Origin of the sequence: Bifidobacterium mongoliense DSM 21395 (assembly GCF_000741285.1) — a bacterium.
GTDB lineage: Bacteria > Actinomycetota > Actinomycetes > Actinomycetales > Bifidobacteriaceae > Bifidobacterium > Bifidobacterium mongoliense.
In genome coordinates, this window is the sequence record NZ_JGZE01000011.1 from 24,894 (window position 1) to 38,726 (window position 13,833).

The 13,833-nt window shown below is 64.9% G+C and carries 13 protein-coding genes; all 13 read left to right on the plus strand.

Features of this window, described 5'->3' with window-relative positions; translation table 11 throughout:
* Positions 1–141: 141 nt before the first annotated feature.
* The 13 genes from BMON_RS04985 (at position 142) to BMON_RS05045 (ending at position 13,828) form a co-directional block, all read left to right on the plus strand.
* Complete coding sequence (locus BMON_RS04985) at positions 142–1,266, plus strand: GuaB3 family IMP dehydrogenase-related protein (protein ID WP_033512073.1); 1,125 nt, start codon at positions 142–144, stop codon at positions 1,264–1,266.
* Between the two features lie 271 nt (positions 1,267–1,537).
* A complete protein-coding gene (locus BMON_RS04990; protein ID WP_033512075.1) occupies positions 1,538–2,113 on the plus strand; it encodes an Rv3235 family protein in 576 nt (191 codons plus the stop codon).
* A 64-nt stretch (positions 2,114–2,177) separates the two neighbouring features.
* Positions 2,178–4,298 carry an AMP-dependent synthetase/ligase gene (locus BMON_RS04995; protein WP_081882905.1) on the plus strand — a complete coding sequence of 707 codons (2,121 nt, stop codon included), beginning with the start codon at positions 2,178–2,180 and terminating at the stop codon, positions 4,296–4,298.
* A 71-nt stretch (positions 4,299–4,369) separates the two neighbouring features.
* Positions 4,370–4,852 (plus strand): peptide deformylase, encoded by a 483-nt coding sequence (locus tag BMON_RS05000; RefSeq protein ID WP_033512077.1) that lies wholly within the window; start codon positions 4,370–4,372, stop codon positions 4,850–4,852.
* Positions 4,853–5,090: 238 nt separating this feature from the next.
* Positions 5,091–5,927 carry a 30S ribosomal protein S2 gene (rpsB, locus tag BMON_RS05005; RefSeq protein WP_033512079.1) on the plus strand — a complete coding sequence of 279 codons (837 nt, stop codon included), beginning with the start codon at positions 5,091–5,093 and terminating at the stop codon, positions 5,925–5,927.
* 78 nt (positions 5,928–6,005) lie between these two features.
* Positions 6,006–6,854, plus strand: coding sequence for a translation elongation factor Ts (tsf, locus tag BMON_RS05010; RefSeq protein WP_033512080.1), 849 nt, complete (start codon positions 6,006–6,008; stop codon positions 6,852–6,854).
* Between the two features lie 158 nt (positions 6,855–7,012).
* On the plus strand, positions 7,013–7,762 hold the full coding sequence (pyrH, locus tag BMON_RS05015) for a UMP kinase (RefSeq protein ID WP_033512262.1): 750 nt from the start codon (positions 7,013–7,015) through the stop codon (positions 7,760–7,762).
* 62 nt (positions 7,763–7,824) lie between these two features.
* A complete protein-coding gene (frr, locus tag BMON_RS05020; RefSeq protein WP_033512081.1) occupies positions 7,825–8,379 on the plus strand; it encodes a ribosome recycling factor in 555 nt (184 codons plus the stop codon).
* 35 nt (positions 8,380–8,414) lie between these two features.
* The gene (locus BMON_RS05025; protein ID WP_033512263.1) at positions 8,415–9,389 is read left to right on the plus strand and encodes a phosphatidate cytidylyltransferase; all 975 of its coding nucleotides are present in this window, start codon (positions 8,415–8,417) and stop codon (positions 9,387–9,389) included.
* 51 nt (positions 9,390–9,440) lie between these two features.
* Positions 9,441–10,655 carry a dual-specificity RNA methyltransferase RlmN gene (gene rlmN, locus BMON_RS05030; protein WP_081882906.1) on the plus strand — a complete coding sequence of 405 codons (1,215 nt, stop codon included), beginning with the start codon at positions 9,441–9,443 and terminating at the stop codon, positions 10,653–10,655.
* A gap of 125 nt (positions 10,656–10,780) precedes the next feature.
* Positions 10,781–11,551, plus strand: coding sequence for an imidazole glycerol phosphate synthase subunit HisF (hisF, locus tag BMON_RS05035; protein WP_033512083.1), 771 nt, complete (start codon positions 10,781–10,783; stop codon positions 11,549–11,551).
* Positions 11,552–11,726: 175 nt separating this feature from the next.
* Positions 11,727–12,191 carry a phosphoribosyl-AMP cyclohydrolase gene (gene hisI, locus BMON_RS05040; protein ID WP_237745342.1) on the plus strand — a complete coding sequence of 155 codons (465 nt, stop codon included), beginning with the start codon at positions 11,727–11,729 and terminating at the stop codon, positions 12,189–12,191.
* A 38-nt stretch (positions 12,192–12,229) separates the two neighbouring features.
* Complete coding sequence (locus BMON_RS05045) at positions 12,230–13,828, plus strand: chorismate-binding protein (protein ID WP_033512266.1); 1,599 nt, start codon at positions 12,230–12,232, stop codon at positions 13,826–13,828.
* Positions 13,829–13,833: the final 5 nt, after the last annotated feature.

Sequence of the window (13,833 nt, forward strand, 5' to 3'; positions counted from 1 at the left end):
CCGTGGACGCGTCATCGTCACACAGCGGCGTCGTGGTGTCGCACACGCCGGGTCGTAGGTGGTGAGGGCCATGGCCATGAGGAGGTTGCGGGGGGTGGGACGCCGTGTTGTTCGTCACAACCGGGCATTACCGTAAGAGGCATGTCTCAGGAAATAGAAATCGGTCTGGGGAAAAAGGGTCGGCTTGCGTATTCGCTCGACGACGTCTCCATCGTTCCCTCCCGTCGTACGCGCGATCCGGAAGACGTCTCCACGGCATGGCAGGTGGACGCCTATGAATTCGACATCCCTGTGGTTTCGGCCCCCATGGACTCGGTGACGAGCCCGACCACGGCCATTGCCATGGGCAAGTTGGGTGCCCTTGGCGTGCTCGATCTCGAGGGCCTGTGGACCCGGTACGACGATCCGCAGCCGCAGCTCGATGAGATCGCGGGATTGCCCGCCGAAGATGCCACCGTGAGGATCCAGGAGATCTATCGCCAGCCCATCCGGGCGGAACTCATCACCAAGCGGTTGCATGAGATACGCGACGCCGGTGTCACCGTCGCCGCGGCGTTGTCGCCCCAGCGCATCCAGGAGTTTTATGAGACGGTAGTGAAGGCCGGCGTGGATCTTTTCGTCATCCGCGGCACCGCCGTGTCCGCGGAGCATGTGTCCAACGGGCATGAGCCGCTCAACCTCAAACAGTTCATCTACGATCTCGACGTCCCGGTGATCGTCGGTGGCGCGGCCAACTACACGGCCGCGCTGCACCTCATGCGTACGGGTGCGGCGGGCGTGCTCGTCGGTTTCGGTGGCGGGGCCGTGTCGGCCACGCGCGACACCATCGGCGTCGAAGCCCCCATGGCCACCGCCATCGCCGATGTGGCCGAAGCCCGACGTGACTACATGGACGAATCGGGCGGCCGTTACGTTCAACTGATCGCCGACGGCGGCATGGGCACGTCCGGCAGTTTCGTCAAGGCACTGGCATTGGGCGCCGACGCGGTCATGCTCGGCGCGCCGCTCGCCAGGGCGTCCGAGGCGCCGGGTCAGGGGAAGCACTGGGGAGCCGAGGCTCGCCACCTCACTCTGCCGCGCGGTCACCGCAGCGACGTGGGCACCGTGGGCACCCTTGAGCAGATCCTCTTCGGACCCAGCCATCAGGCCGATGGGACGACGAACTTCGTCGGTGCCCTGCGTCGGGCCATGGCCTCCACCGGATACGTGGACGTCAAGAGTTTCCAGCGTTGCCAGGTGGCGGTCACGCCCACCCATCTGCTGTGATGTGAAGCCGTGGGATGTGGCCGTGAGGCCATGATCACGAGGCAATGACCACGAGGCCGCGCCGGGATGCATCCCGGCGCGGCCTCGGTCGTGTTGTCCACATATCCACCGGCTGCGGCCGACGGTTTGACTCATCGCCCCGGTCATGGTGTTCTTGGTAGTGCGTCACCGCAGGCCCATCGCCTGCGGCCGTGTTCACGCCATGGCGATGCATCGACGACGATGCCGCGCCGCCGTTATGGAGACGTTATGGAGAGTCGAGGAGGACCCTATGTCCTTACCCGCCGCCCGGCCGATGGCAGCACCGCCGCCCCGGCCCGAACCGAACGGGCATGATGGCCCGATCCGCCCCGACGGCGAGACGCACGAGCGTCTCCGCCCTCGCGCCTGGCGGCAGCCGAAATCCGTCGACGGCATACTCAGGGCCGAGCTGTCCTCCGCGCCGATCACCTATCACATCTGTTCCTGGGAGGACGGGGACAGCGGCACGCAGACCGACCATCGCACGCTTGCGATGTCGGTGTGCAGGCTGGCCTGCGTCGCGCTCGACGCCACGCGGGGACGCCCGCTGCCTTCTCCCGTACGCCGTCACCTGGCCGAGCATTGCATCCGCAGACTCCATATCCTCTCGGTCCTGATGGAGCACCACATGCAGGCCCATCCCGAGCAGCGCGCGTCCATCTGTCGTCCTCCGGCGATTCCGAAGATGATGTACGGCACCTTGGTGACGAGTGCGAAGATCGACGCCGCCGTGCACCTGCAGGTGGGGCAACGCGACCACTGGGTCGGCGTCGTGCTGGAACGCACCGGAAGCCGTTGGGTGTGCAACCATCTGGACGTGGGGTAGTTCACATCGTTCACGGCATCGTTCCCCAGGCCGCCATCGTGAGGCATGGTTTATAGTGGAGGCTATGTTGCGTGAATATGCCGTCGATGCCGTCCGTACCACCACCGAGAAGGATACGATCTATTCGTTGCTGTCGGGCCGCGCCGCCCGCGACGGCGGCGATCTGATCGCCCAATGGCTCGACGAGCGCCGTGTGTGGCATGACGTCACCGCGGATGAGATGCTCGGCCGGGTCAGGGCCGTGGCCAAAGGGCTTATGGGTCTGGGGGTCAAGCCGGGCAGCATGGTCGTGATCTATTCGGCGACGTGCTACGAGTGGGGCGTCGTCGATTTCGCGTGCGCCGCGATCGGTGCCGTCTCCGTGCCGATCTACGAGACGGATTCCGCACGGCAGGCCGCGGGCATCGTCGCCGACGTCGAACCGATGGTGGCCTTCGCCGGAGACGACGCGCATGCGCAGATCTTCGAAGGCATCCGGCAGCACAATACGGCACTCAAATACGTGTTCAATTTCCGCTCGGGCGCGCTCGACGCCGTCACCGATTTCGGTTCGTCGGTCGGCGATGACGAACTGGACAGGGCGATATCCCGGGTCAGCGCGGACGACATGGCCACGATTGTGTACACGTCCGGGTCCACGGGCAAGCCCAAAGGCGCGATGCTGTCTCACCGCAACTTCACCCACATCGTCTTCGCGGGGTACGACGTGTTGAACGAGATGCTGTACCAGCCCTCCCGCCTCATGCTCTTCCTGCCCTTGGCCCATTGCTTCGCCAGATACATCCAATACGTCGCCATCGGATCGCACGGCGTCGTCGGCTATGTGCCCAACGCCGGCCATCTGCTCGCCGACATGAGGAGCTTCAGGCCGACCTATCTGCTCGGCGTGCCGCGGGTCTTCGAAAAGGTGTACAACGCCGCATCGCAGAAGGCCGGCGTGGGCATGAAGGGCCGTGTCTTCGCCAACGGGTTCAACCATTTCGTGCAGTGGTCCAAGGACGAGGGGGCGGGCAAGGCCCATTCGGTCCTCGATCGCATCCGTCACACGTTCTACATGAACGCCATCGGCTCCTCCATCCGTTCGGCCCTGGGCCCCAACATGCGGTACCTAGCCTGCGGCGGTGCTCCGATCGACGCCGATCTGGCCCATTTCTTCAATGGGTTCGATGACATCACCTTCATCCAGGGCTATGGCATGACGGAGACCGCCGCCCCCTGTGTGGTGAACTTCGCGAAGTCCAATCGCGTGGGGTCGGTGGGCAAGCCCGGTCCGGGCATCGCCATCAGGCTCGCCGACGACGACGAGGTGCTGATCAAGGGTGCGAACGTGTTCCTGGGCTACTACAAGCAGCCCGATCTGACCGCCGAGGTGCTCGACGCCGACGGCTGGCTGAGCAGTGGCGACCTGGGCCGCATCGACGACGACGGTTTCCTGTACATCACCGGCCGCAAGAAGGACATCATCATCACCGCCGGAGGCAAGAACATCAGCCCCGCACCGATGGAGAACGCGATCGGCAACTGCCCGATCGTGTCCCACGCCGTCGTCCTCGGCGACGGCCGGCCCTTCGTGTCGGCCCTGGTCGCACTGGACCCGGACATGGCCTATTCCTGGCTCATCCAGCAGGGGATGGACGGGGATATGCCCATGGCGCGCATCGCGAAGAACGAGGCGGTCAGGGCGTTCGTCCAGCAATACGTCGATCAGGCGAACTCCAGGGTGTCGCGTGCCGAATCGGTGCGCAAGTTCATCATCGTGGACAAGGATTTCAACCTGGAGGACGGCACGCTGACGCCGAGCATGAAGCCGGTGCGGCCCAAGATCCTCGAACGCTACGAAGAACTGATCGATCAGGTGCTGTACGCGCCCCGAGGCCAGGCGAGGCAGCCCTCCGCCACGGTGAAGATCCTGGACAGGACCAGCGAAACGGTCAAACAGGCCTCGGAGAACGTGCGCCAGGCTTCGGAAACGATGAGCCCCAAGGTCCGTCAGGCCCTGGACCAGGCCAAGGAGTACATCAACAAGCGGGCCCAGGACGGCCGTAATGGCGAGGTGGACGAGCCGGCGAAAGCGGACGCGGATCACGCCGGGGATGCCCCCTCACAGTCCTCCGTGCCGGAGACTCGCGGGGCGCGTGACGACGGGACCTGCACGACCAGACGTACCCCGGCCGACGGCGACTGATTCGCCGTAACCGCATGTTCAACCATGACGCGGCCCGGGACGGGCTCGTCGCTACTTGAGGAGATATCGCTGTGCCCATACGTGAAATACGCGTGATTCCCGACCCCGTGCTGCGCACGGTCTGCGACCAGATCTCGACGATCACCCCGGCGGTGCGTCATCTGGTCCAGGACCTGGTCGACACCGTCGACGATCCCGGCCGCGCCGGATTGTCGGCCAATCAGATCGGCATCAGCCTCAGGGCCTTCTCCTACAACATCGAGGGCAAGGTCGGCTATGTGCTCAACCCCGTGCTCGAGGAGACATCCGGCGAGCAGGACGGCGAGGAGGGTTGCCTGTCCGTGCCCGGGCTGTGGTATCCCACGAGGCGGGCCGATTACGCGCGTGTGCGCGGCATCGATCTCGACGGCCACACCGTCGTGCTGGAGGGCCGTGGCATCATGGGGCGGATGCTGCAGCATGAATGCGACCATCTCGACGGCCACGTCTACCTCGACCGGCTGGAGAAGGATGTTCGCCGCAAAGCGATGCGCGAGCTGCGCGGCGCACGGTGACGCCGGAACACGCGTGAAGGCGGCGCCCAACATAGCGGGGTTGTGGTAGTCTTTCGCTTTGTATGCCGCCGGGATTCGCACGCGGTCGTGCGGTGTGTGAATCCAACCAAGCAGTATCCCTTATCAGGCATACGATATCGCGTCATGCCCGCGACGGTCTGTGTCGGTCGGCTCCCCTGGGAGTTGCACGCAGATGCGCATGGCCAGGCAAGAACCGACATGAAAGGTAGTTATCACTATGGCTCAGATCACTATGAGCGACATGCTGAAGTCCGGTCTTCACTTCGGACACCAGACCCGTCGTTGGAACCCGAAGATGAAGCAGTACATCCTCACCCAGCGCAACGGCATCCACATCATCAACCTCTTCAAGACGCTCGACCTCATCGACGTCGCCTATGACTTCATCAAGACCACGGTCGCCCACAACGGTACCGTGTTGTTCGTCGGCACGAAGAAGCAGGCGCAGGAGGCCATCGAGACCCAGGCCGGTCGCGTGAACATGCCCTACGTCAGCGAGCGTTGGCTCGGCGGCATGCTGACCAACTTCCAGACGGTGTCCAAGCGCGTCTCCCGCCTCAAGGAACTCGAGGAGATGGACTTCTCCGACGTGCACGGCTCCGGTCTGACGAAGAAGGAACTGCTCCTGCTCCAGCGCGAGAAGGAGAAGCTCAACAAGCAGCTCGGCGGCATCCGCAACATGGCCCGCACCCCCTCGGCGATGTTCATCGTCGACATCAACAAGGAGGCCCTGGCCGTCGAGGAAGCCCACAAGCTGAGCATCCCGGTCGTCGCCGTGGTCGACACGAACACCGATCCCGAGCTCGTGGACTACCCGATTCCGGCCAATGACGATGCCATCCGTGGCGTCGAGCTGCTGACCAGCCTCATGGCCGACGCCGTCGCCGAGGGGCTGCTCGCCCGCTCGGGCAAGGCCGAGAAGTCGGACGAGAAGTCCGACGATCAGCCGATGGCCGCGTGGGAGAAGGAGCTGCTGTCCAAGGACGCTCCCGAAGACGCCGCACCGAGGGCCGACGCCGCAGCCGACAAGGCAGACGCGCCGAAGGCCGAGTAACCACATATTCAGATGGCGTCGTTGCGGGGGCATGGACCCCGTGACGGCGCCACATCGCAATCAGAGGAGACATAACCAATGGCAGCAATCACTGCAGCATTGATCAAGCAGGTGCGCGAGGATACGGGCGCTGGCATGATGGACGTCAAGAAGGCGCTCGTCGAGGCCGAGGGCGACGTCGCCCGCGCCAAGGAGATCATCCGCGCCAAGGGCATCCAGGCCGCCGGCAAGCGCGAGGGTCGCAGCGCCACGGAGGGCACCATCGCCTCCACCGTGGTCGACGGCGCCCAGGGTCAGACCGGATACGCCATCGAGGTGAACTCGGAGACCGACTTCGTCGCCAAGACCCCGAAGTTCGTCGAGTTCGCCGACAGCGTGCTCGCCCTGGCCGTCAAGGCCGGCGCGCACACCGTCGAGGAGCTGCTCGCGGCTCCGGCCGAGGAAGGTACCGTCAACGAGATGGTCGAGGAGGCTTCGGCGCTCTTCGGTGAGCACGTGAAGCTCGGTCGTTTCGCCCGGGTCGAAGGCCCCAAGGTCGAGATCTACGCCCACAAGCGCTCCGCGGAGATGCCCCCGAGCATCGTCGCCATGGTCGCTACCGATGAAGCCGGTTCGGCCGTCGCCCATGAGGCGGCGTTGCAGATCTCCGCGCTCGGGGCCAAGTGGCTCAAGCGCGAGGACGTCCCGGCCGACATCGTCGACTCCGAGCGCCGCGTCGCGACCGAGAAGTCGCAGGCCGAGGGCAAGCCCGAGAAGATCATCCCCAAGATCGTCGAAGGCCGCCTCAACGCCTTCTTCAAGGAGAACGTGCTGCTCGAGCAGGAGTATGTCAAGGATCCCTCGCGTTCCGTGGGCGATCTGTTCACCAAGGTCGGCGGCAAGGCCCTTTCCTTCGCCCGTCTCGAAGTGGGCAAGTCCGACGAGTGACGTCTGAGTGAGTCCGTCCGGAACGCCGCGGAATCACGCCTGCCGTTCCTGACGTCGTAGTGGGCGCCGGCATCATCATCGATGCCGGCGCCCACTGTCGTTGTTGGCGGATACAGTGAACTGCGATGAATCCGCAGATCAGTGAGGAAAGGCTGTCCATGAACGCTGAAGAGGCAAAGTCGAACCCGCGGCGGGTACTGCTCAAACTGTCGGGCGAGGCGTTCGGGGGAGGGGCGGTCGGCATCGACACCCACGTCGTGCGTCGCATCGCCCAGGAGATCGTTCCCGCGGTGCGCCAGGGCGTGCAGGTCGCCATCGTCGTGGGCGGCGGCAACTTCTTCCGCGGGGCGGAACTGCAGCAGGCCGGCATCGAACGCAACCGCGGCGATTACATGGGGATGCTCGGCACCGTCATGAACTGCCTCGCCCTGCAGGACTTCCTCGAGCAGGAGCATCAGGCCACACGCGTGCAGACCGCCATCACCATGGGACAGGTCGCCGAGCCCTACATCCCCTTGAAGGCCATCAGGCATCTCGAGAAAGGCAGGGTCGTCATCTTCGGCGCCGGCGCAGGAATGCCGTATTTCTCGACCGACACCGTCTCCATCCAGCGGGCGCTCGAAATCCATTGCGACGAGGTGCTCATGGGTAAGAACGGCGTCGACGGCGTCTATACGGCCGATCCGCGCAAGGACCCCGACGCACGTCGTTTCGACAGCCTGAGTTATCACCGTGCGTTGGTCGACAATCTCGCGGTGATGGATGCTGCGGCGCTGTCGATGGCGCGGGACAACACCAAGCCGATCCGCGTCTTCGGCCTTGAGGACGACGGCAACGTCACCCGTGCGCTCGTCGGTGAACGCATCGGCACCATCGTCTCCTCCCGGGAGTCGTCCATCGCGGCTTGATCGCCGCCGATCCACCAACATATCCGTATTCCATCCACAGAAACGAAGCTAAGGAGCTCGACATGGCATCACGCATTGACGAGGCGAAGGCCCAAATGGGCAAATCGGTCGAATCGACCAAGGAGAACTTCTCCGGTATCCGCACCGGACGCGCCAACCCGGCGTTGCTCAACGGTCTGATGGTCGACTACTACGGCGCCCCGACGCCGATCAAAGCCGTCGCATCGATCGGCGTGCCCGAACCGCGCACGTTGTCCATCACCCCCTTCGACCCCTCACAGGCCAACGCCGTCGAGAAGGCCATCCGTGATTCCGATCTGGGCGTCAGCCCACGCCGCGACGGCAATATCATCCGCGTCACGATGCCCGAGCTGACGGAGGATCGTCGCAAGGAGTACGTCAAGCTTGCGAAGACCAAGGCCGAGGACGGCAAGGTCGCGGTGCGTAATATCCGGCGCAAGGCCAAGGAAGGCATCGACAAGTCCGTCAAGGACGGCGATATGGGCGAGGACGAGGGCGATCGGCTGCTTAAGGACCTCGACAAGGTCACCAAGCAGGTCACTGAGGAACTCGACGCCCTGCTGGAGACCAAGCGCAAGGAGATCATGGAGGTCTGAACGGTCGATGACCGTCGGGCGACGAACGGATGATGATGCATACACATGGGCAGGGCGCGCATGACGCCGATGAGGCGTTACAGGATATCAACGCGAAGACCGGGCGCAACATGCCCCAGGCGGTGGGTACGGCGGTCCTGCTCATCGCGGTGATCGTGTTGTGTCTGCTGGTTCGGCTCGACGCCTTCGTGGCGTTGATCGTCATCTTCATGTCGTTGGGGCTTTGGGAGCTTCGCGTCGATTTCGCCGTCATCGGGTTGCGCATTCCGCTGCTCGCGCTCTGGGTGTGTTCCGCCTTCACGTTGTTCGCGACGTTCTACGCGTCCGTTCCCCTGCTTGCCGCCGCGATGTGCGTCATGGCCACCGTGGTGCTCACCGCGCTCAGCGCGAGCCTCGATATGGGGATGGGGGACAGAATCGCCGCGGCGACGGCCCGCAAGGACCGCCATCCCGGGGCCCGTCCCCAGGTCCCGGTCGGTGACGGCTCCAAGCGGTTCCATCAGTATCTGGGCAATGTGTCCGTATCGGTGCTCACCGTGCTGTACATCCCGCTGCTCGCCTCGTTCCTGGTGCTTCCCCTGACGTTCAACGGCCATCCGGTGGCCCACGCCGTGATGCTGATCTTCCTGCCGGCCATCAGCGACACGGGCGGTCTGTTCGCCGGCGCTTGGTTGGGCAAGCACAAGCTTTCCCCCAGGATCTCGCCGAAGAAGTCCGTCGAGGGTCTGCTCGGCTCGGTGCTCGCGTCGATCATCGGCGCCTACGTCATCTTCGCCCTGACGTACGGGGATATGTGGTCGACCCGCGGGTGGGTGCCCGTGCTCATGGGCGTGATCGTCGGCGTGGTCGGCACCCTCGGTGACCTGAGCGCGTCCATGCTCAAGCGGGCCATCGGCATCAAAGACATGGGGCATCTGCTCAAAGGCCATGGTGGCGTGCTCGACCGCGTCGATTCCATTCTCATGTGCGCCCCGTTCCTCACCCTGTTGCTGTGGGCCACGGGACTATGATCGCGACCCTATAATCAGTACGGCACCAACCACAGCATGACGAGGCGGAGCATGACGGAACCATTGAACGACATCACCAACACCGGTGTTTACGGTACGGGTACGACCGATGAGGACGCCCCGGAAACCGGGATCACCGCGGGTGGCACCAGCGGGGGGTTTCGCGATGTGCTCGCGGTCGATCACGCTCGCCGGGGCAAGCCGCCGCTGCATCTGACCGACATGACCGACGAGGAGCGTCGCGCACGCATGAAGGCGTTGGGTATGCAGCCCTTCCGTGCCGCACAGCTTGCGAACCATTACTTCGCGCATTTCGATGTCGATGCCATGGGATTCAGCGATTTTCCCGCGTCACAGCGTGCACAGGCCGCCGAGGCGTTCTTCCCGACGCTCATCACCGCCGTCGACCGACAGGAGGCCGATGAAGGCACGACCATCAAGACGCTGTGGAGTCTGTTCGACGGCGCGCAGATCGAGTCCGTGCTCATGCGCTACCCCCAACGCATCACCCTGTGCATCTCGAGCCAGGTCGGATGCGGCATGGGATGTCCGTTCTGCGCCACGGGCAATCTCGGGCTGACGCGGAACATGTCCACCGGGGAGATCATGGAGCAGGTGAGGGTCGCCGCTGCGGCGGCTCGCGATGGCGACATAGCCGGAGGCCCCGGGCGCCTGAGCAATGTCGTGTTCATGGGCATGGGCGAGCCTATGGGCAATTACCGGGCCGTGCTGCACGCCGTACGGCAGATCTGCGCCGAGCCCCCGCAGGGATTCGGCATATCCGCCCGGAACATCACCATCTCGACCGTGGGGGTCGTCCCCGGCATCAGGAAGCTCGCGAAGGAGCATCTACCGGTGCGGCTCGCCGTATCGTTGCACGCCCCGACCGATGCGTTGCGCGATGAACTCGTGCCGATGAACCGCCGGTTCAACACCACGCAGGTGCTCGACGCCGCCCATGATTACTATCTCGCCTCCAAACGGCGCGTGAGCATCGAATACGCCCTCATGCGTGGCATCAACGACCAGGCCGAACACGCCCGTGAGCTCGCACGTCGACTCAACCACTACGGCGATGACTGGGTGCACGTCAATCCCATACCGCTCAACCCGATCGAGGGATCGAAGTGGACCGCTTCGAAACCCGAGGACGAACGTGCCTTCCTCGACATCCTGCACCGGGCCGGGATCGCCGCGACCCTGCGCGACACCCGCGGCTCCGATATCGACGGTGCCTGCGGCCAACTCGCCGCGAAGCACCGCTGAGGGTCCCCGTTGCCCGGCCTCGTGCGGGACATCGGCCGAAACGTAAGACGCCGCCCGGCCTTTGGCCGCTCCGACCGCTAGCCTAGAGTCCAGAATGCAACCAACCAACGCATAGGGGGCTCACCATGAGCTTGGCCGTCCGAGTGATTCCATGTCTTGACGTCGATGCCGGACGCGTGGTCAAAGGCGTTCATTTCGAGCATCTGCGCGATGCCGGGGACCCCGTGGAGCTGGCGGCGGAATATTATCGGCAGGGTGCCGACGAACTGACGTTCCTCGATGTGACCGCATCGAGTTCGGGTCGGGCCACGATGCTCGACGTCGTCACGCGCACCGCCGAGCAGATCTTCATCCCCCTGACCGTCGGCGGCGGCGTGCGGAGCTGGGAGGACGTCGATTCGCTGCTGCGATGCGGGGCGGACAAGGTCAGCATCAACACCGCCGCGATCGCCGATCCCGCACTCATCTCCCGGATCGCCGACCGATTCGGCAACCAGGTGCTGGTCCTGTCGGTGGATGCCAGGCGGGAGCGCGGCGAACGCCACACCGTGTCCGGTTTCGAGGTGACCACCATGGGTGGTCGACACGCCACGGGCATCGACGCCCTGTGGTGGGCCAAGCGCGCCCAGGACCTGGGTGCCGGTGAGATCCTGCTCAATTCCATGGACGCCGACGGCACCGAGCAGGGCTTCGACCTCGAGATGATCGCGGCCATGCGACGGCGGGTCGACATCCCCATCATCGCCAGTGGTGGTGCGGGGCGTGTCGAGGACTTCCCGCCGGCCATCAAGGCCGGTGCCAACGCGGTGCTCGCCGCCTCGGTGTTCCATTTCGGCAAAGTGAGCATCGCCGAGGTCAAAGGGGCGTTGCAGGATGCCGGATACGAGGTCCGTTGAGCATACCCGGGCCGGCGTGCCGGGCCTCCGGAGGCCTTCGGGGTTCCCGGCCGGTACCTGACTCGTGGCGAGTGCCGGGAATCCAGGGCATCCGCTGGTGTGGTCATGAACGCGGCGGATATGCGGATATCGAGCGTGTGGGATACCGAACAACGGAACATATGAGGTGAGTTTCATGCAGGATCAGGACACTACCATCGAGGGGCCCGCGGCCGCCGATATGGGGCGGAGCGACACGGCATCGCGCGCCGAAGGCTCAGGCGTGGGCGGGGGAGAGGGGCCCGTCCTCGACGCCGGGATCGCCGAACGGCTCAAGCACGACGACATGGGTCTGGTGGCGGCGGTCATCCAACAATACGACGATCATCGGGTGCTGATGGTCGGTTATATGAACGATGAGGCATTGCGACGCACGCTGTCCACCGGTCGGGTCACCTTCTGGTCACGTTCGCGGCAGGAATACTGGCGCAAGGGCGACACCTCGGGTCATGTCCAGTACGTCAAGGCCGTCAGCCTCGACTGCGACGGCGACGCCCTGCTGGTGGAGGTCGACCAGGTCGGAGCGGCCTGCCACACCGGCGCCCGCTCCTGCTTCGATGCCGGCGGTCCCCTGCCTGTGGTGGTGGGGAGGAGGCCATGATGCGGCCGGAGGATCAACGTCAGCCCATCGAGGGGATGATGCCGGGTTCGCCCCGGCAGGAGCGCACTTCGACGTCCTGCAGCGTCGAACACCTGCATTGGGGCGAGGTCTGGCCCGATCGTGAGCGGTTCCTGGCACTGGCGGACGCCGGGTACCGCATGATTCCGGTCGTGCAACGTCTGCTCGCCGATACGTTGACACCCGTCGAACTGTATCGTCGTCTCGCCGGAGGGCGCAGCGGCACCTTCATCCTCGAATCCGCCCAATACGGCGGCGGATGGAGCCGGTACAGCTTCATCGGAGCCCGGTCCCTGGCCCAGTTGCGATCTCGCAACGGCCAGGCGGACTGGCTCGGCGAGGTCCCCGTCGGGGTGCCCCGCGAGGGCGACGTCATCGACGTCCTTCGGTCGACCCTCTCGATCATTCGTGCACCGGAAGTGGCGGGACTGCCCAATCTCACCGGAGGCATGGTCGGCTCGGTCGGATGGGACGCCCTGCGGCACTGGGAGCCGACCCTGCGCGCCCAGGCGCCCGACGAGACCGGCCAGCCCGAACTCGCCCTGGCCCTGGCCACCGATCTGGCGGTCATGGACCACATGACCGGATCGCTGTGGCTCATCGCCAACGCCGTGAACGTCGACGACCGCCCGACCAACGCCGAGGCCGCCTACGACCACGCGGTGGCGCGCCTGCGGACGATGCGCCGCGCGGCCGTCGAGGACGGGGATGGCGGCGTCGGCGATGAAGTGCTGTCGCTCGATCCCCTCGCCCCGCAGCCCGAGCTGCGCTATCGCACGGAACGCGGCGAGTACGAGCGGTCGGTGGAACGTGCGAAACGGCACATCATCGACGGCGACGTCTTCCAGGTCGTGATCTCCCAGCGTCTCGAACTTGACTCGCCTGCGGACCCCTTCGACGTCTATCGTGTGCTGCGCACCCTCAACCCCAGTCCCTACATGTATTTCTTCGCGCTGACCGATGCGAGTGGCGCGGACTTCCAAGTGATCGGCTCGAGTCCCGAGACGCTCATCAAAGTCGACCACGGGCATGCCCTCACGTTCCCCATCGCCGGGTCCAGACCCCGCGGGGCCACGCTGGAGGAGGACGAACGCCTGGCGCGGGAACTCGCGGCGGACCCCAAGGAACGCAGCGAGCACATCATGCTCGTGGATCTCTCCCGCAACGATCTGAGCCGCGTGTGCGTGCCCGACAGCGTGAACGTGGTCACCCTCATGGAGATCAAGCGGTTCAGCCACATCATGCACCTGTGTTCGAGCGTGTCGGGGCGGGTCGATCCCGGTCTCACCTCCTTCGACGTCTTCACGTCGGCGTTTCCCGCCGGCACGTTGTCGGGAGCGCCGCGTCCGAGGGCCATCGAGATCATCGACGAGCTCGAGCCCGCCGACCGGGGCATCTACGGCGGTACTGTGGGATATTTCGATTTCTCGGGCAACCTCGACATGGCCATCGCGATCCGCACGGCATACCTGCACGACCATCGGGCCGTGGTCCAGGCGGGTGCGGGCATCGTGCTCGATTCGAAGCCTGAACGAGAATGGATGGAGACCCGCAACAAGGCCGCGTCCAGCGTGGAGGCCATTCGTATGGCCGCGCGATTGCGGCATACCACGGTCTGATGCCG